This window comes from Castellaniella denitrificans (genome assembly GCF_027214045.1).
Lineage (GTDB): Bacteria > Pseudomonadota > Gammaproteobacteria > Burkholderiales > Burkholderiaceae_B > Castellaniella > Castellaniella denitrificans_A.
Window position 1 is genome coordinate 241,737 of the sequence record NZ_JAPWHE010000002.1, and the last position, 24,796, is coordinate 266,532.

Annotated in this window: 20 protein-coding genes and 2 tRNA genes; 13 read left to right on the plus strand and 9 right to left on the minus strand. The window is 67.9% G+C overall.

Going from position 1 to position 24,796, the window contains the following annotated elements; genetic code table 11:
- Positions 1 to 52: 52 nt before the first annotated feature.
- Together gnd and O4H32_RS05275 are read right to left on the minus strand one after the other, a co-directional pair.
- Complete coding sequence (gene gnd, locus O4H32_RS05270; protein WP_269357356.1) at positions 53 to 1,084, minus strand: phosphogluconate dehydrogenase (NAD(+)-dependent, decarboxylating); 1,032 nt, start codon at positions 1,082 to 1,084, stop codon at positions 53 to 55.
- Between the two features lie 142 nt (positions 1,085 to 1,226).
- Complete coding sequence (locus tag O4H32_RS05275) at positions 1,227 to 3,257, minus strand: OPT family oligopeptide transporter (protein WP_269357358.1); 2,031 nt, start codon at positions 3,255 to 3,257, stop codon at positions 1,227 to 1,229.
- A 110-nt stretch (positions 3,258 to 3,367) separates the two neighbouring features.
- Here O4H32_RS05275 and mutS point away from each other — a divergent pair, with 110 nt between their 5' ends.
- From mutS to cysG, 5 genes are all read left to right on the plus strand, one after another.
- Entirely contained in the window at positions 3,368 to 5,965 is a 2,598-nt protein-coding gene (mutS, locus tag O4H32_RS05280; protein WP_269357360.1) for a DNA mismatch repair protein MutS, read from the plus strand.
- Positions 5,966 to 6,041: 76 nt separating this feature from the next.
- Positions 6,042 to 7,238 (plus strand): cupin domain-containing protein, encoded by a 1,197-nt coding sequence (locus tag O4H32_RS05285; RefSeq protein WP_269357362.1) that lies wholly within the window; start codon positions 6,042 to 6,044, stop codon positions 7,236 to 7,238.
- A 146-nt stretch (positions 7,239 to 7,384) separates the two neighbouring features.
- The gene (locus O4H32_RS05290) at positions 7,385 to 9,190 is read left to right on the plus strand and encodes an assimilatory sulfite reductase (NADPH) flavoprotein subunit (protein WP_269357364.1); all 1,806 of its coding nucleotides are present in this window, start codon (positions 7,385 to 7,387) and stop codon (positions 9,188 to 9,190) included.
- Between the two features lie 60 nt (positions 9,191 to 9,250).
- The gene (gene cysI / locus O4H32_RS05295; RefSeq protein WP_269357366.1) at positions 9,251 to 10,969 is read left to right on the plus strand and encodes an assimilatory sulfite reductase (NADPH) hemoprotein subunit; all 1,719 of its coding nucleotides are present in this window, start codon (positions 9,251 to 9,253) and stop codon (positions 10,967 to 10,969) included.
- The gene (gene cysG / locus O4H32_RS05300; protein ID WP_269357368.1) at positions 10,966 to 12,393 is read left to right on the plus strand and encodes a siroheme synthase CysG; all 1,428 of its coding nucleotides are present in this window, start codon (positions 10,966 to 10,968) and stop codon (positions 12,391 to 12,393) included. Before cysI ends, cysG begins: the two co-directional genes overlap by 4 nt.
- 74 nt (positions 12,394 to 12,467) lie before the next feature.
- Here cysG and bamC read toward each other — a convergent pair whose 3' ends face one another.
- The 4 genes from bamC to O4H32_RS05320 all read right to left on the minus strand — a co-directional run bounded on the left by bamC (position 12,468) and on the right by O4H32_RS05320 (position 15,927).
- Entirely contained in the window at positions 12,468 to 13,592 is a 1,125-nt protein-coding gene (bamC, locus tag O4H32_RS05305; RefSeq protein WP_269357568.1) for an outer membrane protein assembly factor BamC, read from the minus strand.
- A gap of 2 nt (positions 13,593 to 13,594) precedes the next feature.
- Positions 13,595 to 14,497 carry a 4-hydroxy-tetrahydrodipicolinate synthase gene (gene dapA / locus O4H32_RS05310; protein WP_269357369.1) on the minus strand — a complete coding sequence of 301 codons (903 nt, stop codon included), beginning with the start codon at positions 14,495 to 14,497 and terminating at the stop codon, positions 13,595 to 13,597.
- A gap of 82 nt (positions 14,498 to 14,579) precedes the next feature.
- Positions 14,580 to 15,233, minus strand: coding sequence for a site-2 protease family protein (locus tag O4H32_RS05315; protein ID WP_269357371.1), 654 nt, complete (start codon positions 15,231 to 15,233; stop codon positions 14,580 to 14,582).
- 67 nt (positions 15,234 to 15,300) lie between these two features.
- The gene (locus O4H32_RS05320; protein ID WP_269357373.1) at positions 15,301 to 15,927 is read right to left on the minus strand and encodes an L-threonylcarbamoyladenylate synthase; all 627 of its coding nucleotides are present in this window, start codon (positions 15,925 to 15,927) and stop codon (positions 15,301 to 15,303) included.
- A 115-nt stretch (positions 15,928 to 16,042) separates the two neighbouring features.
- Between O4H32_RS05320 and O4H32_RS05325 the strand changes: the two genes are divergently transcribed.
- From O4H32_RS05325 to O4H32_RS05345, 5 genes are all read left to right on the plus strand, one after another.
- Positions 16,043 to 16,118: transfer RNA gene (locus O4H32_RS05325), tRNA-His, on the plus strand.
- 92 nt (positions 16,119 to 16,210) lie between these two features.
- Positions 16,211 to 16,639: a multidrug/biocide efflux PACE transporter gene (locus O4H32_RS05330; RefSeq protein WP_269357375.1), complete on the plus strand. Its 429-nt coding sequence runs from the start codon at positions 16,211 to 16,213 to the stop codon at positions 16,637 to 16,639.
- Between the two features lie 39 nt (positions 16,640 to 16,678).
- Positions 16,679 to 16,912, plus strand: coding sequence for a hypothetical protein (locus O4H32_RS05335; RefSeq protein ID WP_269357376.1), 234 nt, complete (start codon positions 16,679 to 16,681; stop codon positions 16,910 to 16,912).
- The gene (gene cls / locus O4H32_RS05340) at positions 16,909 to 18,363 is read left to right on the plus strand and encodes a cardiolipin synthase (protein WP_269357377.1); all 1,455 of its coding nucleotides are present in this window, start codon (positions 16,909 to 16,911) and stop codon (positions 18,361 to 18,363) included. Before O4H32_RS05335 ends, cls begins: the two co-directional genes overlap by 4 nt.
- A gap of 77 nt (positions 18,364 to 18,440) precedes the next feature.
- Positions 18,441 to 19,643 carry a trans-sulfuration enzyme family protein gene (locus O4H32_RS05345; RefSeq protein WP_269357379.1) on the plus strand — a complete coding sequence of 401 codons (1,203 nt, stop codon included), beginning with the start codon at positions 18,441 to 18,443 and terminating at the stop codon, positions 19,641 to 19,643.
- Here O4H32_RS05345 and O4H32_RS05350 read toward each other — a convergent pair.
- From O4H32_RS05350 to O4H32_RS05360, 3 genes are all read right to left on the minus strand, one after another.
- A complete protein-coding gene (locus tag O4H32_RS05350; protein ID WP_269357380.1) occupies positions 19,640 to 20,119 on the minus strand; it encodes a carboxymuconolactone decarboxylase family protein in 480 nt (159 codons plus the stop codon). The two genes, O4H32_RS05345 and O4H32_RS05350, sit on opposite strands and share 4 nt — an antisense overlap.
- 144 nt (positions 20,120 to 20,263) lie before the next feature.
- Positions 20,264 to 21,982 (minus strand): cation acetate symporter, encoded by a 1,719-nt coding sequence (locus tag O4H32_RS05355; protein ID WP_269357381.1) that lies wholly within the window; start codon positions 21,980 to 21,982, stop codon positions 20,264 to 20,266.
- On the minus strand, positions 21,979 to 22,287 hold the full coding sequence (locus O4H32_RS05360) for a DUF485 domain-containing protein (RefSeq protein WP_269357383.1): 309 nt from the start codon (positions 22,285 to 22,287) through the stop codon (positions 21,979 to 21,981). The genes O4H32_RS05355 and O4H32_RS05360 overlap by 4 nt, the downstream gene beginning before the upstream one ends.
- Before the next feature lie 194 nt (positions 22,288 to 22,481).
- On the opposite strand from O4H32_RS05360, the gene O4H32_RS05365 reads away from it, so the two are divergent.
- The 3 genes from O4H32_RS05365 to O4H32_RS05375 all read left to right on the plus strand — a co-directional run bounded on the left by O4H32_RS05365 (position 22,482) and on the right by O4H32_RS05375 (position 24,790).
- Positions 22,482 to 22,558 (plus strand) — tRNA-Arg (locus O4H32_RS05365).
- A gap of 67 nt (positions 22,559 to 22,625) precedes the next feature.
- Positions 22,626 to 23,396 carry a trans-aconitate 2-methyltransferase gene (tam, locus tag O4H32_RS05370; RefSeq protein ID WP_269357384.1) on the plus strand — a complete coding sequence of 257 codons (771 nt, stop codon included), beginning with the start codon at positions 22,626 to 22,628 and terminating at the stop codon, positions 23,394 to 23,396.
- 122 nt (positions 23,397 to 23,518) lie between these two features.
- Entirely contained in the window at positions 23,519 to 24,790 is a 1,272-nt protein-coding gene (locus O4H32_RS05375) for a phospholipase A (protein ID WP_269357386.1), read from the plus strand.
- The last annotated feature ends 6 nt before the right edge of the window (positions 24,791 to 24,796 follow it).

Consider the following 24,796-nt stretch of genomic DNA (forward strand, 5'->3'; position numbering starts at 1 on the left):
AATCCATGGACAAACCCTGGGCTTTCCCCGATTTCTTCGGTGGCGCAAAGGGTTACGCTGAACGGTTGATTTCCGCCCCCGGTTCCTCGTGCCCGCCGAAGCCCTTGCGCATGGCCGACAGCACCTTGTTGGCGAATTCGGCATTGCCGCGCGACTGGAAGCGTTCGAACAGTGCGGCGCTGAGCACCGGCACCGGCACACCCTCGTCGATGGCTGCGTGCAGCGTCCAGCGGCCCTCGCCGGAATCCGACACCCGGCCCGCGAAACCGTCCAGCCCCGGATCGGCCTGAAACGCTCGCGCCGTCAGATCCAGCAACCACGAGCCGATCACGCTGCCCCGGCGCCAGAGTTCGGCGATTTCCGGCAGGTCCATGTCGTATTGATAGTGCTGAGGGTCGCGCATCGGCGCCGTTTCCGCGTCGGTCGCGTGCGCGACTTTGCCCACGTTGGCATGGCGCAGCAGATTGAACCCTTCGGCGTAGGCCTGCATGATCCCGTACTCGATGCCGTTGTGCACCATCTTCACGAAGTGCCCCGCCCCCGCCGGGCCGCAGTGCAGATAGCCCTGTTCCGCCGTACCCGCCCCGTCGCCTCGTCCCGGCGTGCGGGGGGCGGCGGCCCGGCCCGGCGACAGCGCCGCGAACACCGGATCCAGTCTTTGGACCGCTGCGACATCGCCGCCGATCATCAGGCAATACCCGCGGGCCTGGCCATGCACGCCACCGCTGGTACCGACGTCCAGGTAATGGATGCCCCGAACCGCCAGCGCCTTTGCCCGACGGATATCATCGTGATAGCAGGAATTGCCGCCGTCGATGACGATGTCGCCGGCGTCGAGCAGCGGTTCCAGTTGGCTCAGTACGCCTTCCACCAGGCCTGCCGGCACCATCAGCCAGACAGCGCGGGGCTGCGGGAGCTGGTCGACCAGATCGGCCAGTGAAATTGCCCCGACAGCCCCGTCGGCGACCAGGCGCGCCACGGCGTCTTGTTGAGGATCGTAGGCGACACAGCCGATATTGTTGTCCATGAGCCGGCGCGCCATGCCGGCGCCCATGCGGCCCAAACCTACCATGCCGATTTGCATGTGAATCTCCGTGAGTTTCCGAGCTGCCCGCGCGGCAGCGTGCCTAGGCGAGATAGTACTGTCATCGCAAGAACAGGGAGCGCTCCAACCCATGGAGCGGATCCCCGCATAACCGCGCTCTCGCCCGAAACCCGCGCAGGGCTCAACCGCTCCGGGCCGCCCCCAGCACGCGCCGCACGAACACAATGCACATGAGCAAAAAGGCCAGCAGACCGATGCCGGTGGCGATCGGCGCGAATCCGGGGCCGGCCACGGCCAGCGGCGCATCGCCGCCGCCGGATGCCATGGAGCCCACGATCACGATGGCCAGCACGACGCCCACCAGGCTCTCGCCCACGATCAGCCCCGAGGCGAACAGCGTACCCGTGCGCTCGCTGGCCTGCTCGGCCGCCTGAACGCGCCCGGGCCCTTGCGCCACCGTCCGGGCGCGGATCCGGATCCGGACGAACCACGAGATCAGGGCGCCGACGAACAGCGCCGTGGCCACCGTAGGCGGCAGATAGACGCCCATGGCCACCGCCAGCGGCGGCACGCGGAACCGGGTGAAGCGGCCCAGCACCCAGTCGAAGACAATCAGCGCGGCCCCCACCAGCACACCGATGCGGATGTACGTCCAGTCGAGCGTATGGCTGAACAGGCCCTGCGCGATGGTGATCATGAGCGAGGCCTGCGGCGCGGCGAGGGCCTGGGTCGGGTCCATGCCCTCGCGCGGCAGGCTGCCGATGAAACCATAAGCCTCATAGAGCAGTTCCAGCACCGGCGGAATCGTCACTGCGCCGATCACGCAGCCGATGATCAGCGCCGTCTGTTGCCGCCACGGGGTCGCATGCACCAGCCAGCCCGTTTTCAGGTCCTGCAGATTGTCGTTGGAAATCGCCGCCACGGCCACGACGACCGAGGTGCAGAACAGCGCCAGCGCCGTCATGAAGCGTACGGATTCAGGGTTGCCCAACAAGTCCTGCGTCTGACCGATACCGATGAAAATCATGGACGAGGCCAGGATGGCGATCACGGCGATGCCGGAGATCGGGCTGGCCGACGAACCGACCAGGCCGGCCATGTAGCCGCAGGCGGCCGCCACCAGGAAACCAAAGACGAAGGCCAGCAAGACGCCGGTCACCACCAGGGTCCAGGCGGCCAGCGCGGGCAGGCCGGAGTCCGCCACGAAAGACTGGAACGTCGCGCCCAGCAGCAGGATCATGAACAGCGTCAGTTTCAGCAGCAAGCCCGGCGGCAGGTCGGCATCGGTGCGGTCCTGTCCCGATGCGCCCGAGCCGCGCTTCAGCACCGACAACGAAATCCGCATGCCTTCGATCATGGGCTTGATCAGCGTCAGCAGGGTCCAGACGGCCGCCACGGCGATCATGCCGGCGCCGATCAGGCGCACTTTGGAAACCCAGATGCCGGTGGCGAAACTGGACAGGTTGGCGCCGTCGGGCATGGGCGCCAGCGACGTCAGCCAGGGCACGGCGACGCCCCAGGAAAGCACCACGCCCAGCAGCATCGCCACGCCGCCGACGATGCCGACCAGATACCCCGCGCCGACCAGGGCGAAGGACAGGCCCAGGGGCAGCTGGAACACGGCACGCCCGGCGGTGAACCAGTAGCCCACGCTGTCACCGGCGATACGCAGGCCGCTCGTCATCAGGCTGAAACCGCCCGCCAGCACGCCGCCGGCCACGATGTCGCGCAATCCGCCGGCCTGCCGGGTTGCCGCGCCGTCGCCCGGGTTCTGGCCGACCTTGAGAATCTCGGCGGCGGCCACGCCTTCGGGATACGGCAGGTCGCTGTTGACGACCAGCGCGCGACGCAGCGGTACGGTGAACACCACGCCCAGGATCCCGCCGCAGGCGCAGATCATGGCGGTCTGCAGCAGGGGGAATCCTGTCCAGTACCCCATCATCAGCAGCGCCGGCAGCACGAAGATGACGGCGGACAAAGTGCCCGCCGCGGACGCCTGCGTCTGGACGATGTTGTTCTCCAGCACGTTGGAGTCGCGGAACATCCGCAAGACCGCCATGGAAATCACCGCCGCCGGAATCGAGGACGCGAAAGTCAGGCCCACCTTCAGGCCCAGATAGACATTGGAAGCGGTGAAGACCAGGGTGATCAAGGCCCCCAGAACGACACCCCGCAGGGTGAGCTCCTTGAGCGATGCGTGAGTCTCGGGCATGGTGACGGTCGATCCTTGCGTGGAAACGGAGATCCGGGCATTGTATCCACCTGCGGCGATCCCATTGAACGATAATACGGAGCTCCCCCTTCATTCCTGACGTTCCACCCATGCCCACCCCCGACCTCGCCGGCCACACCCCCATGATGCAGCAGTACCTCCAGCTCAAGGCCCAGGCCGGGTCGCATTTGCTGTTCTACCGCATGGGCGATTTCTACGAGATGTTCTACGACGACGCGGAACGCGGGGCGCGGCTGTTGAATCTCACACTGACCAAGCGCGGCACCTCCAACGGCGCGCCCATCCCGATGGCGGGCGTGCCGCACCATGCCATGGAAGGCTACCTGGCGCGGCTGGTGGCGCTGGGCGAATCCATCGCCATCTGCGAGCAGATCGGCGATCCGTCCGCCAGCAAGGGCCCGGTCGAACGCAGGATCGTGCGTGTGGTCACACCGGGCACGCTGACCGACGACGCGCTGCTCCCGGCCGACGACGACCGCCGGATCGCGGCCTGGGTCACGGGGCGAGGCCACGGGCGCGAGACCGTGGGTCTGGCCTGGATGAACCTGGCCAACGGCGACTTCAAGGCCTGCGAATCGACGCCGGAATTGCTGGACGCGGAACTGGGCCGCATCGCGCCCGCCGAGCTGGTCTGCGCGGAACAGGCGGACACGCTCGCGCTGGAATCCTCCGGACTGGACGCGGCGATCAGCCGGGTGCCGGACTGGCACTTCGAGGCCGACGGCGCGCGTGACACGCTGCTGCGCCATTTCGGCGTGAACGACATCGGCGCCTTCGGACTGGACCACCTGCCGCTGGCGATGCGGGCGGCGGGCGCGCTGCTGCGCTACGTCGGGACGACGCAAGCCCAGGCGCTCAGCCACGTGCACAGCCTGGCGGTGGATGCGGGCGGCGACTACGTGGTGCTGGATCCGGCCACGCGGCGCAACCTGGAAATCACCGACACGCTGAACGGCGGCGACGGTCCGACACTGTTCAGCACGCTGGACCACGCCCGCACGCCGATGGGCAGCCGCCAGTTGCGCCGCTGGCTGCAGGCGCCGCTGCGCGACAATCCGCAGGCCCAAGCCCGCCAGGACGTGATCACACAATTGCTGCGGGCGCCGGACGCCGATGGCGCGCTGCGCACCCTGCGCGACGCGCTGCGGCCGCTGCCCGACCTGGAGCGCATGGCAACCCGTCTGGCCCTGGGCACGATCCGGCCGCGTGAACTGGCCAGCCTGCGCGACGCGCTGGGCGGGCTGGACGCGCTGGCCGGGACCACTGCGGCGACTTTCGACGCCCGGGGGCTGCTGGCCGACTGCCTGCGCGACGTGCCCGTGGACCCGGCGCTGCACGCGTTGCTGAATCAGGGGATCGCCGCCGAACCCGCCCTGATGGTGCGCGATGGCGGAGTGATCGCGGCGGGCTACGATGCGGAACTGGACGAACTGCGCCAACTGGCGGGCGACAACGGCGCCTTCCTGCTGGAAGTGGAATCCCGCGAACGGGAACGCACCGGCATCGCCAACCTGCGGGTGGAATACAACCGCGTCCACGGCTTCTTCATCGAAGTCTCGCGCGGCCAGGCCGACAAGGTACCCGACGATTATCGCCGCCGCCAGACGCTGAAGAACGTGGAGCGCTACATCACGCCCGAACTGAAGGCCTGGGAAGACAAGGTCCTGTCTGCCCGGGACCGCGGCCTGGCGCGCGAAAAGCTGCTGTACGAGCGGATCCTGGCCCAGGCGGCGGAACACGCGGCGGCGTTGGCCCGCAGCGCCGCCGCCCTCGCGCGCATCGACGCGCTGGCCGGACTGGCCCACCACGCGCGCGCCCACGGCTGGGTGGCACCCGAACTGGCCGACGACATCTGCCTGGACATCGAGGCGGGACGCCACCCGGTGGTGGAGCACAGCATCGAATCCTTTACTCCGAACGACTGCCGCATGGACGAGGAACGCCGCATGCTGCTGATCACGGGCCCGAACATGGGCGGCAAGTCGACCTACATGCGACAGGTGGCGCTGATCGCGCTGCTGGCGCGCGCCGGCAGCTACGTGCCCGCCACGCGGGCGAAGATCGGTCCGGTGGACCGCATCTTCACCCGCATCGGCGCGGCCGACGACCTGGCGGGCGGGCGTTCGACCTTCATGATGGAGATGATGGAGGCGGGCGTGATCCTGGGGGCCGCCACGCCATGCAGCCTCGTGCTGATGGACGAGATCGGCCGGGGCACATCCACCTACGACGGCCTGGCGCTGGCCTGGGCCATCGCCCACCGGCTGCTGACGCACAATCGCGCCATGACGCTGTTCGCGACGCATTACTTCGAGATGACGCGACTGCCGGAAAAGACCCACGGCGTGGCCAACGTCCACCTGGCGGCGGCCGACGCGCCCGACGGCGTGGTCTTCCTGCACGAAGTCCGTCCCGGCCCCGCCAGCCAGAGCTACGGCCTGCATGTGGCCCAGCGCGCGGGCATCCCGCCGGTGGTGATCCGCCATGCGCGCAAGGAACTGGCCGAACTGGAAGCCCGCAACCGGGCGGACTCCCAGTTGGCGCTGTTCTTCCAGCAGACCGACGAGGAGTCCGGCGGCGACCCCGACGCGCCGCTGCGCGCCGCCCTGCAGGCGCTGGAACCCGACAGCCTCAGTCCGCGCGAGGCGCTGGAACTGATCTACCAGTTGCGCCGGGACTTTCTCTGATTCGAACGGCGGTCCGGTCCGCAAGCCGGGCCGCGGCGCGCCGGGCGCCCGGCCCCACACCACAGGACACTTCCCCATGCACACCTCGATCCCCGACATCGACCGGCCCACGCCCCTCCTGGGCGGCCTGACGCCCCAGGAGTTCATGCGCGACTACTGGCAGAAAAAACCCTTGCTGGTGCGCCAGGCGATCCCCGGTTTCCAGCCCCCGGTCACGATCCGCGACATGCAGACCCTGGCCCGCCGCGACGAAGTCGAATCCCGCCTCATCACCCATGGCGAACGCGGCTGGTCGCTGAAGCATGGACCGTTCCGCCGGCTGCCGCCGGCCACGCAGCCGAACTGGACGCTGCTGGTGCAGAGCGTGGACTTGCACGACGATGCTTCGGCCGCACTGATGCGACAATTCCGCTTCATTTCCGATGCCCGGCTGGATGACCTGATGGTCAGCATCGCCACCGACGGCGGCGGCGTCGGCCCCCACTTCGACAGCTACGATGTCTTCCTGCTGCAGGGGTACGGCCGGCGCCGCTGGCGCACCAGCCAGCAGACGGACCGCGCCCTGGTGCCGGGGCTGCCGCTGAAGATCCTGGCCGACTTCCGGCCGGACGCGGACGACATCCTGGAGCCGGGCGACATGCTGTACCTGCCCCCGCACGTCTGCCACGACGGCATCGCCATCGGCGACGGCTGCATGACGCTGTCCATCGGCTTTCGCGTCCCCAACGAAGCCACCCTGGCCCGGGGCCTGCTGGAAGCGGCCGCCGATCAGGTCTCGGCCCAGCACCTGGGCGACCCGGGCCTGTACGGGCACCCTTGCCTGCCCGGTCCGGACCTGGCCGCGCTGTACACCGACGCGGGCGAGCCCGCCACCCGCACCCCGGCGGCCCTGCCCGACTCGCTGGTGCGGGCAACGCTGGAAACCCTGTCCCGGGTACGCCTGGACCGCGCGGTGGCGGCCCGTTTCCTCGGCCAGTGGCTGACGTCCCTGCCCGACAGCGCCTTGTTCGATCCGGCCGACGAACCACTGACGCTGAGCGCCGGGGTGCCCGCGTCGGGCCGCCTGGCGCTGGACCGCTGCACGCGGCTGATGTATTGCGACCGGCAGGTCTTCATCAACGGCGAGGTCGCGTCCCTGGCGGCCGAACCCGGTCTGGAGGCGCTGGCCGACCAGCGCGCGCTGGACGCCGACGCGGTCCGCCGCCTGGCCCCGGAAACCCTCTCCCTGCTGGACGAATGGGCGCAAGAAGGCTGGCTGCGCTGGGAAGACTGAACCCGGTCCACGTCGCGCCTTGCAAGGCGCTCCGATTCGTCAGGCAATTTGCTTATATCCGCATAAAAACATAAGCATCGGTTCGTTCACGGCTTGAGGGAAGCGTCCCAGAATGGACGCTTCCTTCGTTTCCACAAGACCGTGCCATGCTCGCGCCGAACTACCTGCCCGAAGCCCATCATGCCCTGATCGCCGAACTGGCGGGCTCGCTGGAATCCCCCGGCCTGCATTGGCTCTCGGGCTATTTCGCCGGCGTCGCCCAGGCGCGCCAACCCGCGCGCGAAGCCGCGCCTCCGTTGACGGTGGCCGCGGCTCCCGCGCCCGACTCGGCCCGGCGCCTGACCATCCTGTATGGCAGCCAGACCGGCAACGCGAAGCGCATTGCATCCGCGCTGCACGAGCAAGTGCTCGCCCAGGGCCTGGAGGCCCGGCTGGTGCGGGCCGACCAATACAAGACCAAGGAACTGAAGGACGAGCAGCTGCTCTACGTGATCATGAGCACGCAAGGCGATGGCGACCCGCCGGACGACGCCATCGCCTGGGTCGAATTCCTGCTGGGCAAGCGCGCCCCCAAGCTGCCCCGGCTGAAATACGCCGTGCTGGGCCTGGGGGATTCCAGCTACCCTTCGTTCTGCGGCATCTCACAGAAGATCGACACCCGCCTGGCCGAACTGGGCGCACAGCGCCTGCAGGACGCCGGTGCGGCGGACCTGGACATCGAAACGGTCGCCGCGCCCTGGCAGACCCGGGCGCTGGAGCAGGCGCGCGACACCCTGAAGTCCGGCGCGTCGACCGCGCCCCAGGCCACCGTCACGCCGCTGCACCCCCAGGCCGAGAAATTCACCCGCGACCGCCCGTTCCAGGCCGAAGTCCTGCTCAACCAGCCCATCACGGGCCGCGACAGCGACAGGGACATCCGTCACCTGGAATTATCCCTGGCGGGCAGCAAGCTGCGCTACGAGCCCGGCGACGCGCTGGGCGTCTGGCCCCTGCAGGACGACACCCTGGTCGCCCGCGTCCTGGAAGCCAGCGGCCTGAACGCGGCCGACGCCGTCGAACACCAGGGCGTGCGCCGCCCCCTGGGGGAATGGCTGGGCCGCTACCGCGAATTGACGGTACTGACCCGTCCTTTTCTGACCGCCCTGGCGGAGCGCACGCAAAGCGGCGAACTGACGGCGCTGCTGGCGCCGGAAGCCCGCGAACGTCTGACCGCCTACCTGGGCACGCATCAGTTGATCGACGCGCTGCGTCAGTGGCCGGCGAACTGGACCGGACCGGAACTGGTGGCTGCCCTGCGACCGTTGACTCCGCGCCTGTATTCCATCGCCTCTTGCGCAGCGGTGGCCGAAGACGAAGTCCACCTGACCCTGGGCCATGTCGCCTTCGAACGGGAAGGCGAATCCCGCTGGGGCGTGACGTCGCACTACCTTTCCGAACGCGCCGAAGGCGACATGGTCCCGGTCTTCATCGAGGAAAACACGCGCTTCCGCCTGCCGGCCGACGCCACCCGCGACATCATCATGATCGGCGCCGGGACCGGGGTGGCGCCGTTCCGCGCCTTCGTCCAGGCCCGCGCCGACGCGCAGGCGCCGGGGCGCAACTGGCTGATCTTCGGCAACCCGCATTTCACCAGCGACTTCCTGTACCAGACCGAATGGCAGCAGGCGCTGAAGGACGGCCATCTGGACCGCATCGACCTGGCGTTCTCCCGCGACCAGGCGGACAAGATCTACGTCCAGCACAAGCTGCTGGCGCAGGGCGCGGACGTCTACGACTGGATCCAGGCGGGCGCCCACGTCTACGTCTGCGGGGATGCCGACCGCATGGCCCGCGACGTGCACGCCGCCCTGCTGGAGATCGCCCGCGACCACGGCGGCCTGGACACGGAAGGCGCCCGCCTGTGGCTCGACGACCTGGCCGCGCAGGGCCGCTACGCGCGGGACGTTTATTGACCGGCTTCGCATTCCGCCGGCGTCCCTCTCTTCAAACACCCCTTTCCTTTTGATCCCGACATGAGCGTTTCCCCCTTGTCCCCGCTGGAAGACATCAAGACCGGCAGCCGCTTCCTGCGCGGCACCATCGCCAAGGAACTGGAAAACCCGGTGACCGGCGCCATCCCCGAAGCCGACACCAAACTGCTGAAATTCCACGGCAGCTACATGCAGGACGACCGCGACATCCGCGACGAGCGGCGCAAGCAGAAACTGGAACCCGCCTACGCCTTCATGGTGCGCGCGCGCCTGCCGGGCGGCGTGATCAGCGCGGACCAATGGCTGGTGCTGGACGAACTGGCGCGGCGATACGCCACGCGCGGCCTGCGCATCACCACGCGCCAGACCTTCCAGTGGCACGGCATCCTGAAGCGCAACCTGCGCGCCTTCATGCAGGGCATCCACGACGCCCGCGCCACCACGATCGCCGCCTGCGGCGACGTGAACCGCCAGGTGATCAGTTCGGTCAACCCCCACCTGTCCAGCCAGCACGCGCTGACGCAACAATGGGTACAACGCCTGTCCGACCACTTCCTGCCGCGCACCAGCGCCTACGCCGAGATCTGGCTGGGCGGCGAACAGGTCGGCGAAGCGGTCGACGAGGAACCCATCTACGGCAACGATTCCGCTTACCTGCCGCGCAAGTTCAAAATCGGCATCGCCATCCCGCCGACCAACGATTGCGATGTCTTCGCCAATGACCTGGGGCTGGTCGCCATCATCGAGAACGGCGAACTGCGGGGCTTCAACGTCGCTGTGGGCGGCGGCATGGGCGCCACGGCGGGCGATCCGAGCACCTACCCACGCCTGGGGACGCTGATCGGTTTCACCCGGCCGGAAAACGTGATCGCCGTGGCCGAAGCCGTGGTCACCCTGCAACGCGACCACGGCGACCGCAAGGAACGGCGGCACGCGCGCCTGAAATACACGGTGGACCGCCTGGGCGTGGACTGGTTCCGCGAACAGGTCGGCCTGCGCTCAGGCGTCCCCCTGGAGCCTTTGCGTCCCTACCGCTTCGAGGGCAACGGCGACCGCTACGGCTGGTCGCGCGGCGAGGACGGCCGCTGGCACCTGGGGCTGTACATCGCCTCGGGCCGCTTGTGGGACCAGGACGGTCCGCGCCTGCAGACCGGCATGCGCGAAATCGCCAGGATCCTGAAGGGCGAGTTCCGCCTGACCTGCAACCAGAACCTGGTGATCGCCAACGTGGACGAAGCCGACCGCGCGGCCATCGACGCGCTGGTCGAGGCATACGGGCTGGACGGCTACAAGGCTCAGAGCGGCATCCGCCGTCATCACATCGCCTGTGTCGCGCTGCCCACCTGCGGCCTGGCCATGGCCGAAAGCGAACGCTACGCCCCCGTCCTGCTGCCCAAGCTCGAAGCCCTGCTGGACACGCACGGCTTGCGCGACGCGCCCATCCTGCTGCGCCTGTCGGGCTGCCCGAACGGCTGTTCCCGCCCCTACCTGGGCGAGATCGCCCTGGTGGGCCGCGCCCTGGGGCGCTACGACCTGCGCCTGGGCGCCGACTTCATCGGCGAACGCCTGAACGTGGTCTACCGTGAAAACATCACCGAAGCGGAAATCCTGTCCAGCCTGGACGCCCTGTTCGGCCAGTACGCCCGCGATCGCATCGCGGATGAAGGGTTCGGCGACTTCCTGGTGCGAGCCGGCGTGATCCAGGCGGACGCGCGCGGTCCGCACATTGCGGCGCCCGACCGCAAGGCGGGCGCCGCATGAACCACTTCCCGCTGTTCGCCGACCTGAAGGGTCGCATCGCCGTCGTCGTGGGCGCGGGCCTGGTGGCCGAACGCAAGATCGCGCTGCTGCGCGCGGCGGGCGCCCGGGTCATCGTCAGCGCGCGCGCGGCCCACCCGCAGGTGCTGGCGCGCGCCCAGGCGGGCGGGATCGAGCTGCGCCTGGGGGAATTCGACCCCGCCCTGCTGGACGAGGCCTGGCTGGTCGTCGCGGCCACCAATGACCGCGCACAGAACCAACGGGTCGCGGACGCCGCCGAGGCTCGCCGCCTGTTCTGCAATGTGGTGGACGATCCGGATCTGTCCAGCGTCCAGGTGCCGGCCATCGTGGACCGGTCCCCGATCACCCTCGCCATTTCCTCGGGCGGCGCCGCGCCCGTGATCGCCCGACGCCTGCGCGAACGCATCGAATCCTTGGTCGATCCCGCGCTGGGAGATCTGGCCGCGCTGGCCCGTCGCAAGCGGTCCCGGATCCGCCAGGCCCGGCCGCAGTTGCGCCCGCGCCGGGACTTCTACGACTGGCTGCTGGACGGTCCCGTCCTGGACGCCCTGCGGCGCAACCGCGCCGACGAGGCGGAAACCCTGCTGGACCAGGCCTTGACCATCGCCACCCCGCCGCCGGCGGGCAAGGTGCTGCTGGTCGGCGCGGGGCCCGGCGATCCCGGCCTGCTGACGCTGCGCGGGCTGCGCGCCCTGAACGAGGCCGACGTGATCCTGGTCGACCGCCTGGTCAGCCCCGCCGTGCTGTCGCTGGCGCGGCGCGATGCGCAGGTGATCGACGTCGGCAAGGCCCGCGGCGGCCCGCACGAATCGACCCAGGCCCGCATCCATGCCCTGATGGTATCGTACGCGCGACAGGGGTGCTGCGTGGTGCGCCTGAAAGGCGGCGACCCCATGGTCTTCGGGCGCGGCGGCGAGGAACTGCAACATCTGAAGCGACACGGCATCGCCTACGAAGTCGTGCCCGGCATCACCGCCGCCCTGGCCTGCGGCGCCTATGCCGGCATTCCGCTGACGCATCGCGACCACGCCCAGTCCCTGACTTTGGCTACCGCGCACTGTCGGACGGGCGCGGCCAAACCGCCGGATCTGGCCAGCGGCGATGGCCGGACCCGGGTGTACTACATGGGGGTGGAGCGCCTGCCGGCGCTCGGCGCCCGCCTGCTGGCCGAGGGCCATGCCGCCGACCTGCCCTGCGCCCTGGTGGAAAACGGCTCCCGGCCCGGACAGCGCACCCTGCACGCCACCCTGGGTTCGGTCGTGGAAGCCGCGCGCCGCCATGCCATCCAGTCCCCCGCCCTGGTCATCGTCGGCGAGGTCGCCGCCCTGGGCATGGACCTGGCATGGTTCGGCGAAACCCTGCGGCCGGCGTCGAGCGACACCCTGCGGCGATTGGCCGTGGCCTGAGCCCCGAAGAACCTGCACATAAAACGAAAGGCCAGGATCATGATCCTGGCCTTTCGCGCGACCGTGGCCGCAGTTTACTGGGTTTCCTTCAGGTTCTTGGCCAGCACCGACAGGATGCGGCGCGCCGTGGCGTCGGTCTTGGGCTGGCCGGCCTCGTCGCGCACGCTGACCTGGGTGCCACCGCCCTGCTGGGCCAGATGAATGCGCAGTTTTTGTGCTTCGGCGGCATTGCGGGTGCCGAACAGGCGGCCGAAGAACGTCTGCTGTTCGATCTTTTCACCCGTATCGGTGTCCAGGTAGCGGATGTAGTAATCACCCTGCTCGCGATTGCGGTCCTCGACCGTGAACCGGGCCGAATCGATGGCCACGCCCACGCGGCGCCAGGCCCGGTCGAAGGGTTCGCCCAGCGTCAGGGAATCCTGGTTCTGGGCGAGCTGGGCCGCGGAGGCCGCTCCGGCGCCGGATTCGGCGGCCTTGACCTTTTGGGCGGCCTGCTGCTGGTCGGTGCCCAGGTAGACCATCAGGCGCGCCAGCATGGCCGCGTTCAGGCCCGGGTCTTCCTTGCCGAAGACCCACTTGAACGCCGTGCCATCACCGGTGGGGGTTTCTTCCATGTGCTGGTGGCTGATGTAGATTTCGGTCTTGCCGTTCACACGCTCCATGCGCGTGGTGAAACGGTCCCGCTCGCCGCTGTCGAAGACCTGGTCCAGCACGCTGCCCAGGGCGCTGCGCAGCCAGCCTTCCGGGATCTTGGCGCGGTTTTCGGCCCAGTCGGTCTCGATCAGACCGGCCTGCGGATTCTGGGAATGGATGGTGAAACCCTGTTCGCCCCAGAATTCGATGACCTTCGGGTACAGGTTTTCGGCGGCCTCGCTGACGACCAGCCAGCGCAGCGTGCCATCGCGCATGACTTCGATGCCGGGGGCCCTGGGCAGCACACGGTCGGCCGGGTTCGCGCTCTGCGCGCCCTGGCTGGCCCGGTAGTCGCTCAGGCGCGCGACGCCTTCGGGCGCCACGTAGTGCGTGTTCTTGTTCGCCTGGGTCAGGTCGGGCGGAATCGACAGCGGATCGCCCGCCACGGTGCTTTTGTATTCGATGGATTCGGTCTGGCCGGTCAGCTGGCCGATGGTCGAGCAGGCGGACAGGGACAGCAGACCCGCCAGCACCAGGCTGGTCCGGGCGAGCGGCATGCGTTTCATCATCACAGAGAACCTGCTTCAATCAGGGCTTGGCGCACAACGGTGCGGAACGGATCGGACAAGGGGGTGAGCGGCAGGCGGTAGCCCAGTTGCGTCAGGCCCATTTCGGCCACGGCCCACTTGACGGGAATGGGGTTGGCCTCGAGGAACAGCACGCGATTCAGCGTCGCCAGCCGGTCGTTCAGGCGGCGGGTCTCGGGCACGTCGCCCCGCAGCGCGGCGGCGCACAGTTCGTGCATCAGACGCGGCGCGACGTTGGCGGTGACGGAAATGTTGCCCCGGCCGCCCAGCAGGATAAGCGCCGCGGCGGTGGGGTCATCGCCGCTGATGACGTGGAAGCCTTCCGGCGCCGCCGCGATCAACTGGGCGCCCCGGGCGATGTTGCCGGTGGCGTCCTTGACGCCGATGATGCCGGGCACCTGGGCCAGGCGCAGGATGGTCTCGTTGGACAGGTCCGCCACCGTGCGGCCCGGCACGTTGTACAGGATGCTGGGCAGGTCGCCGGATTCGGCGATGGCGCGGAAGTGCTGATAGAGGCCTTCCTGGGTGGGTTTGTTGTAGTAGGGCACGACCGTCAGGCCGGCGGCCGCGCCGGCGGCATAGGCGTGGCGCTGCAATTCGATGGCCTCGGCCGTGGAATTGCCGCCGGTGCCCGCGATCACGGGGATGCGTCCGTCGGCATGGCGCACGGCCAGCTCGATCAGTTCGGCCTGCTCCTGGACGGTGACCGTGGGGGATTCGCCCGACGTGCCGACCACCACCAGCGCGTCGGTGCCCTGTTCGACGTGCCAGTCGATCAGTTTCCGGAAGGCTTCCAGGTCCAGTTGCCCGTCGGGATGCATGGGCGTGACCAGGGCAACCATGCTGCCCTGAAAGACTGGGGTCGATGAATCCGAACCGGCCATGATGAGGAATGCCTCCGCAAGACGTCCGGGAACGTCCCCGGGCGAAACAAAAAGCCAAGTTTACCGGATTCGGACCACCGATCTACAAAAATCCACTGACGACCCACTGACCCAGTTTCAGGAGCGGCAGCATCAGCGGCCAGAGCCAGCCGAGCATCATCAGCACGATCAGGATCACCAGCCCGTAGGGCTCGATGCGGCCATAGCGCCAGGCCAGGCGCGGAGGCAGCAGGCTGAAGACGATCCGCCCTCCGTCCAGCGGCGGCAGCGGCAGCAGGTTCAGCGCCATCAGGATCAGGTTGACCTGGACCCCCGCGTTGGCCATGAGCGCCCAGAAATCCCGCGGGCCGCCGATCAGGCCCATCGACAGCATGACCCGCAGGAACAGCACCCAGCCGATGGCCATGAGCAGATTGGAGGCCGGCCCCGCCAGCGCCACCCACAGCATGTCGCGCTTGGGCCGGCGCAGAAGGCCCCAGTTGACCGGTACGGGCTTGGCCCAGCCGAACAGCAGCCCGCCGCCCATCAGTTTGGTGGCGAACAGCAGCGCCAACGGCACGATGATGGTGCCCATGAGGTCGATGTGCCGCAGGGGGTTCAGGCTGATGCGGCCGGCCTGCTCGGCCGTGGGGTCGCCGAAATGACGCGCCACGTAGCCATGCGCGGCTTCGTGCAGGGTGATGGCGAACAGGACCGGCAGGGCGTAGACCGCGATGGTCTGGATCAGATTGTCCACGGAATCTCGGGCGAACGACGCGCCGGCCGGCGGCCGGCGAACTCCGTAAGCATAACCGCTCGGGCGGTCAGGACAGGCCCAGCGAGGCCGGATCGCCGCGGCCCACCCGCACGACCTGGGGGGTTTCCGACGTCAGATCGATGACGGTGGTGGGCTCGAAGGGGCAGGATCCGCCGTCGACAATGGCCGCCAGGTCGTGCTGGTAGCGGCCGACGATTTCCTGGGCGTCGTTCAGCGGCAGGGTCTCGCCCTGGGGAATCAGGGTGGTCGAAAGCAGCGGCGAGCCGGCGGCGTCGATCAGAGCGAGCGCCACCCGATGATCGGGCACGCGGATGCCGATGGTCTTGCGCGAGGGGTGCGAGACCCGCCGGGGCACTTCCTTGGTGGCTTCCAGAATGAAGGTCCAGGGGCCGGGCGTGGCCAGCTTCAGCAGCCGGTACTGGGGATTGTCGACCTTGGCGAAATGGCTGATTTCGGCCAGATCGCGGCACAGCAAGGTCAGGTGATGGCGTTCGTCCAGGCCGCGCAGCCGGCGCAGGCGGGCGGCGGCGTCCTTGTCGTCCAGCCGCGCCACGACGGCGTAACTGGAGTCGGTCGGGACGGCCACCAGCCCCCCCTGGGCCAGCAGGTCGCCGGCCTGCTGGAGCAGCCTGGATTGCGGGTTTTCGGGATGGACGACGAAAATCTGTGCCATGAGGGGGCTCCTTATCCGTAGCCGATAACATGACCTAAAACGCATTGGCGATCAAGGGCCGGAACAACATCTGCAAAAGGATTCAAGACATGCTAGAATTCCAGTTCTTTGAGTGGTGACCGTAGCTCAGTTGGTAGAGTCCCGGATTGTGATTCCGGTTGTCGTGGGTTCGAGCCCCATCGGTCACCCCAAGCCCTCTTCCCCGGTTTCCCGGGCGGCGGGGACGGCCCCGTCCGATCGCATCCACGCGGTGACGACACCGCCGCAGCGAACCGCTTTCCCCATGCGCATCCACGACCGCCCGTTATCCGAACGCGTCTTCCACGCGCTGGCGTTCGAAATTCTCGCCATCGGCATTTCCGCCCCCCTGGCCGCCTGGATCACCGGACACGGCATTTTCGACATGGGCGTGCTCACCGCCGTCATCGCCACGATCGCCGTGGCCTGGAACATGCTCTACAACTGGCTGTTCGACCGCCTGCAGGCGCGTGTCGGCTTCGACCGCACCCTTGGCGTCCGGATGGCCCACGCTTTCGGTTTCGAGGGCGGCCTGATCCTGATCGCCATCCCTTTCGTTGCCTGGTGGCTGGACATCTCGGTCTGGCGTGCCTTGCTGCTGGACATCGGTTTCGTGCTGTTCTACCTGCCCTACGGCTTTCTTTTCAACCTGGGGTATGACAAGATTCGGCAGAACCTGATCACAGCCGACTGACCGCCCGGCATCCCGCCGGGCCACGCCCCGGAACGCCGCATGAACACGCCCTCCGACCCGAGTCCGGCCCTCCTGGCCCCCGACTGGTCCCTGGCCCCCGAAGGCTGGGACTGGTCCGCCCAGGACGCGGACGGACGCTGGTACTGGTACCGCACCGAACCCGTGCCCGGCATCGGCGGCGGCGTCTGGCGTTCGAATTCCCGCAACCAGCAATATGCCGCCGAGGGACGCCCCAACCCGGACTGGTTCGACACCCTGCGCCACCGGCCATGAGCGTCCTGACCGACTTCCTGCGCGAATACTGGCCGCACCTGACGGCCTTGCTGTCGCTGTCCTTCAGCCTGATCGTCGCGGCCCAGGCGGCCATGCAGAAAAACGACGTGCGCGCGGCCATCGCCTGGGTCGGCGTCATCCTGATGTCACCCTTCGTGGGCGCTTTCCTGTATCTGGTCGCGGGCATCAACCGCATCCGCCACGACCAGATGTCCACCCAGCGCAGCCGCCTGGTCAAGGATTACGTCAACAGCGCGCATCCGGCCTTCGGCGACGTCGGTCCGGTGTCCGCCCCGCAATTCGCCTCGCTGCGGGTCCTGTGCGACCAGGTCAGCCGCTTCCCGCTGCAGGGCGGCAACCACGTCACCCTGCTCGACAGCGGCGACCAGACCTATCCGGCCATGCTGCGGGCCATCGACGAGGCCCATCACTGCATCGCCCTGCAAAGCTACATCTTCGACCACGACCGCATCGGCCTGCGCTTCGCCGAATCCCTGCGGCGCGCCCAGGAACGCGGCGTCGAGATCCGGGTGCTGATCGACGCCGTCGGCGCGCGCTATTCCCACCCGCCCATCCTGCGACTGCTGGAACGCAACGGCATCCGCGCCGACCGCTTCATGACCAATCCGCTGGGCCTGCGCTCGGCCTATGCCAACCTGCGCAGCCACCGCAAGATCCTGTTCGTGGACGGCCACCTGGGCTTCATGGGCGGCATGAACATCCGCGAGAGCTTCATGGCGTCCCTGGCGGGACGCCGGGCGGACAGCGATACGCATTTCCGCATCGAGGGGCCGCTGGCGACCCAGTTGTTCGCCGTCTTCGCCAACGACTGGGAATTCGCCACCGGTGAACGCCTGCGTATCGAGGACTGGGTGCGCGTCTCCCCGCTCCCCCCGGCGCCCCGTGTGCCGGCGCGCTGCATCCGCAGCGGTCCCGACCGCTTCATGGCGGCCACACACCGCGTGCTGCTGGGCGCCCTGGCCGTGGCGCAGCGGCACGTACGCATCCAGTCGCCCTACTTCCTGCCCGACCAGGTGCTGATCGGCGCGCTGAACACGGCGGCGCGGCGGGGCATCCAGGTGGACATCGTGATTCCGGGCCGCAACAACCTGCGCCTGGTGAACTACGCCATGACCGCCCAGCTCGCCCAGGTCCTGGAGGGCGGCTGCCGCGTCTGGCGCTGCCACAAGAACTTCGACCATTCCAAACTGCTCACCATCGACGATGCATGGTCCTACGTCGGCTCATCCAACCTGGATCCCCGCAGCCTGCGACTGAACTTCGAACTGGACATGGAAGTCTACGACCGCGCCCTGGCCGAACAGCTTTCACAGCGCATCGACGCGGACATCGAACAGTCCGAGCGCGTGACCCTGGAATCGCTGAACGCCATGCCCTACCTGAAGCGGCTGCGCAACCGGATCATCTGGCTGGCCAGCCCGTATCTCTGACCCCAGGGCCCCGGCGCCGGAGCGACCCGGGCGTATGATGGGCGCCTGTCTCTCATTTGCGCAGGAGCCCGCTTTCCATGAACCCCTCCCGGTCCGATGCCCTCGACGCGCCCGTCTGGCGCGAACAGACCCTGGTGCTGCACGGCGACGCTGTCTGCGGCCATGGGGCGGACGTGGTCCCGCCGATCCATTACAGCGCCACCTTCCGCGCCGAGACCGCCGAGCAGTTCTCGGAAATGGCCACCACCGTGCGCCCCGCAGCCTTCTACACGCGCCACGGCAATCCGGTGAACAAGCGCGTCGAGGCCATCCTCGCCGGCCTCGAAGGCACGGAAAGCGCCCTGCTGACGGGTTCGGGCATGGGCGCCATCTGCACCACCATCCTGGCGCTGCTGCAGGCCGGCGATCATGTCGTGGCGCAGCAGCGCCACTACATGAGCACGTCGAAACTGTTCTCCGAAGTCCTGACGCGCTACGGGGTTCAGGTCAGCTTCTTCGACCAGACGGACCTGGACAGCCTGCGCGCCGCGCTGCGCCCGGAGACGAAGCTGATCATGGTGGAAACGCCGGTGAACCCCAGCCTGTCCATCACGGACCTGGCGGCGGTGGCGGACATCGCCCGGCCGCGCGGCATCCTGACCGTGGCCGACAACACCTTTGCCTCGCCACTGAATCAACGCCCCCACGACCTGGGCATCGACATTGTGGTGCACAGCGCCACCAAATACCTGGGCGGCCACCACGATCTGATGGCGGGCGCCATCTGCTGCAGCGACGCGCTGGCCGAGACCATCTGGAAAATGCACGTCACCCTGGGCGCGGTCCTGTCGCCGATGGACGCCTGGCTACTGCTGCGCGGTCTGCGCACGCTGTCGTTGCGCATGGAGCGCATCAACGCCAACGCCCTGGCGCTGGCGCGCTGGCTGGAAAGCCGCCCGGAAGTCGAACGGGTCTTCTACCCCGGCCTGGAAAGCCATCCCCAGCACGCGCTGGCGGCCCGCCAGATGCGCGGTTTCGGCGCCGTGGTGGCCTATTCGATCAAGGGCGGATACGCCGCCACCCAGCGTTTCGTGTCCGCCTTGCGGCTGGCGACCCAGGCGGTCAGCCTGGGGGGGGTCGAGACCCTGGCGGTCCATACGGCGTCCATGTGGGCCAGTTCCATGACGGAGGACGACATGAAGATCGCCGGCATCGAGCCGAACTTCGTCCGCATGTCGGTCGGCGTGGAGCACGTGGACGACCTGAAGGCCGATCTGGCCCAGGCGCTGGAAAAGGCCTAGTTCAATCCGGCCTTGTCCAGGCCGAACTGCGCGTCCGCCGAGCCGGGCACGGACTGGAACCCCACACCCAGGCGGTTCCAGCCATTGATGGCCACGATCAGAAAGGACAGGTCGGCCAGTTCCTTTTCCGACAACTGGCCGCGTACGCGCTGGAACAGCGCCTCGGGCACGCCCTCGGGCGGCAGCCGCGTCAACGTTTCGGTCCATTCCAGGATGGCCTTTTCCTTGGCCGTGAACAGCGGGGATTCGCGCCACACCGCGACATGATGCAGGCGCAGCTCGCGCTCGCCCGCCAGCTTGGCTTCCTTGACGTGCATGTCGACGCAAAAAGCGCAACCATTGAGCTGCGAGGCCCGCAGCGTGACCAGATGGCCGATTTCCGCCAGAAAGGGATTGGCATGGAGCAACTGGCTGAATTCGCTGTATTTCCGGGCGGCTTCGGGTGAGGCTTGGTAGTAGTTCAGGCGTTGGGTCATGAGAGTTCGACTCCGTAAAAGATGCGAAGGGCACCCGGCATTGTGCGCCGACCGGGTCCGGATCGGCCACACGCGCCGCCCGCACCGGAAAAATAAACACCCCGACGGCCCGTGACGGCCGTCGGGGTGCGAGAGTCCCCGGGATCAGTGCGCGCTGGCGGCGGCGGCGCCGATCCCGGTTTCGCTGCGCACGGTCTGCGCCTCGAAACCGGCCCGGTCGATCCGGGCGCGTTCGCTGCGGTCGGTGACCGAGAACAGCCAGATCGACACGAAACCGATCGTCATGGAGAACAGCGCCGGAGACGCATAGGGGAACCAGGCCGAGCCGGGCGGATTGCCCAGCGTGGCCTCCCAGACGGACGGCGAGACCACCGTCAGCGCCACGGCGCTGATCAGCCCGGCGAAGCCGCCGATCATCGCGCCGCGCGTGGTGCAGCCTTTCCACAGCACCGACATGAACAGCACCGGGAAGTTCGCCGACGCCGCCACGGCGAAGGCCAGCGACACCATGAACGCGATGTTCTGCTTTTCAAAAGCGATGCCCAGCGCCACGGCGACGATCCCGAGAATCACCGTGGTGATCTTGGCGACCTTCATTTCCTGCTCGCGGGTGGCATGGCCGTGCTTGACCAGAGTCGCATAAATGTCGTGCGACACGGCGGACGTGCCCGACAGCGTCAGGCCGGCCACCACCGCCAGAATCGTGGCGAAGGCCACGGCCGACATGAAGCCAAGGAACACGTTGCCGCCCACGGCGTCGGCCAGATGCACCGCCGCCATGTTGCCGCCGCCGATCAAGGCGCCGGCCGCGTCCAGGAATTGCGGATTGGTGGACACCAGCACGATGGCGCCGAAGCCGATGATGAAAGTCAGGATGTAGAAATAGCCGATCCAGGAGGTGGCCCAGAACACGGACTTGCGGGCCTCGCGCGCGTCGGGCACGGTAAAGAAACGCATCAGGATGTGCGGCAGGCCGGCCGTCCCGAACATCAGGGCCATGCCGAAGGAGATCGCGCTGACCGGATCCTTGATGAAGTTGCCCGGCCCCATGATGGACTGTCCCGCAGCGCCTGCCTGGGCGGCGTCCTTGCCGGCGTTCAGGGCGGCCAGCGTCTTGACCTCCACCGCGGCGGCGAACAGGCGTTCGGGCGAGAAGCCGTAATGCGCCAGCACCATCAAAGCCATGAACGTCGCGCCCCCCAGCAACAGGGCCGCCTTGATGATCTGCACCCAGGTGGTGGCCGTCATGCCGCCGAACAGCACGTAGACCATCATCAGCACACCGACCACGACCACGGCGATCCAGTATTCGAGGCCGAACAACAGCTTGATGAGCTGGCCGGCGCCGACCATCTGGGCGATCAGGTAGAACGCCACCACCACCAGAGTGCCCGAAGCCGCGAAGGCGCGGATCGGCCCCTGCCTGAAGCGGTAGGCCGCCACGTCGGCGAAAGTGAATTTGCCCAGGTTGCGCAGACGCTCGGCCATCAGGAAGGTCAGGATGGGCCAGCCCACCAGGAAACCGATGGAATAGATCAGGCCATCGTAGCCGTTGATCATCACGGCGGCGGAAATGCCCAGGAACGAAGCGGCGGACATGTAATCCCCGGCGATCGCCAGCCCGTTCTGGAAGCCGGTGATGCCGCCGCCGGCGGTGTAGAAATCGGCGGTGGAACGTGTCCGGGCCGCAGCCCATTTCGTGATCCACAGGGTCAGGAGCACGAACAGGCTGAACATCGCAATGGCGGTCCAGTTGGTGGGCTGCCGCTGCAGCTCGCCCAGATCGCCGCCCGCAGCCTGCGCGGTCGAGGCCAGGGCCACCAGGGCCGGCGCGCCGAGCGCCCATCGAGTCGTGCGGTTCATTGCCCGGCCTCCTGGACGATCTCGCGGGTCAGGCGGTCGAATTCGCTGTTGGCGCGTCGCACGTACAGACCGGTGATGAGCACGCTGAACACGATCACGCCAAAGCCGGCCGGGATGCCCCAGGTCATGACGCCCTCGCCCAGTTTCAACGCAAACAGTTCCTTGTCGAAGGCGATCACGCCGATGAAGCTGTAATACACCAGCAGCATGATCGCGGCCAGGGTCCAGCCGTAGCGCAGCCGCGTGCGTCGCAACTGCTGGTATCTCGGGTTCGACACGATGGCTTGTGTCCGCTTGTCTCCCATGTCTGTCTCCTGATGGGTCTATGGTGCGGTGCAAGATAGAAACTCGACCTTACGAGGGCCTTACAGCCCACGCATTCCGTTGAGCCATCAGGGAAAACACCGAGCCCTGGAATGCACGTTAGAATCCAGGATTCGCAGACGTCCGAAGGGATCGCGCCAGCCGCGATTCGGCCCGGACCCCAGGCGAAACCCGACCGCCCTTAGCTCAGCTGGATAGAGCAACGGCCTTCTAAGCCGTAGGTCACTGGTTCGAATCCAGTAGGGCGGGCCATGGCTTCGTCGCGGGACATGACGGCGGCCTCCGGCGGCGCGCTGCGGATTCCACAGGAGGACGGCACATGGCCTGGTCGGCGACCCAATACACGCTCTTCGAAACCGAACGCACCCGTCCGGTCAGGGATCTGCTGGCGGGGGTCCCGACACCCAGCCCCGCCCGGCTGGCCGACCTGGGCTGCGGCCCGGGCAATTCAACGGAAGTTTTGCTGGCGCGCTATCCCGGCGCCCACGCCATCGCGCTGGACAGCTCCGCGGACATGCTGGCCACCGCGCGGAAAAGACTGCCGGACGTGGACTTCCAACAAGCCGACATCGCCGCCTGGGCGCCCGACGAGCCCTTCGATGTCATCCTGGCCAACGCCTCGCTGCAATGGATCCCGGACCATGCGGCCCTGTTTCCCAGGCTGGCCGGCTTTCTCGCACCCGGCGGCAGCCTGGCCGTCCAGATGCCGGACAATCAGGACGACCCCGTCAAGACCCTGATGCGCAAGACGGCCGCCGACCCCCGCTGGTCGGACCGCATCGGCGACGAACGCAGCACCCGCTTTCCCCGACACCCCGTTCCCTGGTATTACGATCTGCTCAGGCCGCATTGCGGGCGGGTGGACATCTGGCGCACGCGCTACTGGCACGTGCTGCCCGACGGGGTGGACGGCATCGTGGCCTGGTTCAAGGGCAGCGCCCTGCGCCCTTTCCTGGCGCCGCTGAACGAGGCCGAACAGTCGTTGTTTCTGGCGCAATACCGGGACGAACTGGCACAAGTCTATCCGACGCAGGTCGACGGATCGGTGCTGCTGCCCATGCCCCGGCTGTTCATCGTCGCCACGAGATAAGGCCGGCAACCCGCGCAAACCGGGCGCCCATCGCCCGACCGGGTCCGGACACACCAGGAAACGTGCGCCACGGCTGCAAATGCTAAAGTGCCGGGCACGACTCCGCCTTGAATTTCAACATCATGCCTTGCCTCCGACATACAGGCCTGCGCCACGCCTCCATGCTCGCCATCGGCTGCCTCTGCCTGGCGGCCGGCGCCGCCCACGCGGGCCTGTCGTACCGCCTGACCAGTCCGCAGGCCGGCCCCGGCAATCCGGTCGAACTGGAGGGGCTGCTGACGAACGACACCGGCGCGGCACTCTCCAGCCCGGTTGCTCGGGAAATGACCGGCCATTGGGTGGATGCCCAGGGGCGGACGACGCCTGCGCATTTCCAGTTGCGGACGTCGCCGGACGCCATCGATCTGCCCGCCAACACCTTCACCCGCATGGCCTGGAGCGGCCGGGTGCCGGCCGGCGCGCACGGCCTGCTGACCCTGCGCCTGGATGGCGTGGCCGATACATTGCTGGCGCTGCGGGTGGGCCCGGACGATCGGCCGGGCATGCTGGCCTCGACGGACGCGGACGCCGCCGGGCCGGCCTCCATCGTACCGGCCGGCACGCCCCTCGCGGCCGCCCCGGCGACGGCGGCGCCCACCACGACCGCCGCGCCCGCCAGCAACGGCCTGTCCCCCTTCGACACGTTCCGCAACGCGATCTCCTCCTACGATCCGATCTATTTCGCGGTGGGCAACCGCGATGGCGCCAACGCCCGTTTCCAGGTCAGCTTCAAATACCGCCTGTTCAGCCCCGACGATCCCGCCCGGCCGGGCTTCATGGACAACTGGTATTTCGGCTATACGCAGACCGCCCTGTGGGATCTGCATTCCGACTCCATCCCCTTCGTGGACACGACGTACAATCCCAGCCTGTTCTGGGCGCGCGACGCAATCTGGTCCACCGGCGACAAACGCTGGTCCCTGGGATTGAACGCGGGCTTCGAGCACAAGTCCAATGGCAAGGACAACGAAGACTCCCGATCCCTGAACGATCTCTACGTCCAGCCGCAAATCGACTACCGCTTCGACGGCGGCAGCACGCTCAGCTTCCGGCCGCGCTTCAAATACTACGTCTGGACCGACCATGACATGGATTATCCGGGCTCCCTGGGCTACGTGGACTGGAAACTGCGCTGGGCGCAGGACGACGGCCTGATCCTGTCGGGCCTGTACCGCCAGGGCACCGGCGGGCGCAACGCCACCCAGCTGGAAGCCGCCTGGCCCCTGAAGCGCACTTTCCTGCACATGAACGGCCACTTGTATGTGCAGTATTTCCGGGGCTATGGTGAAACGCTGCTGGGCTACGACCGGAAAGACGACCCGCAACTGCGCATCGGCATCGCGCTGGTGCCCTGAGGAACC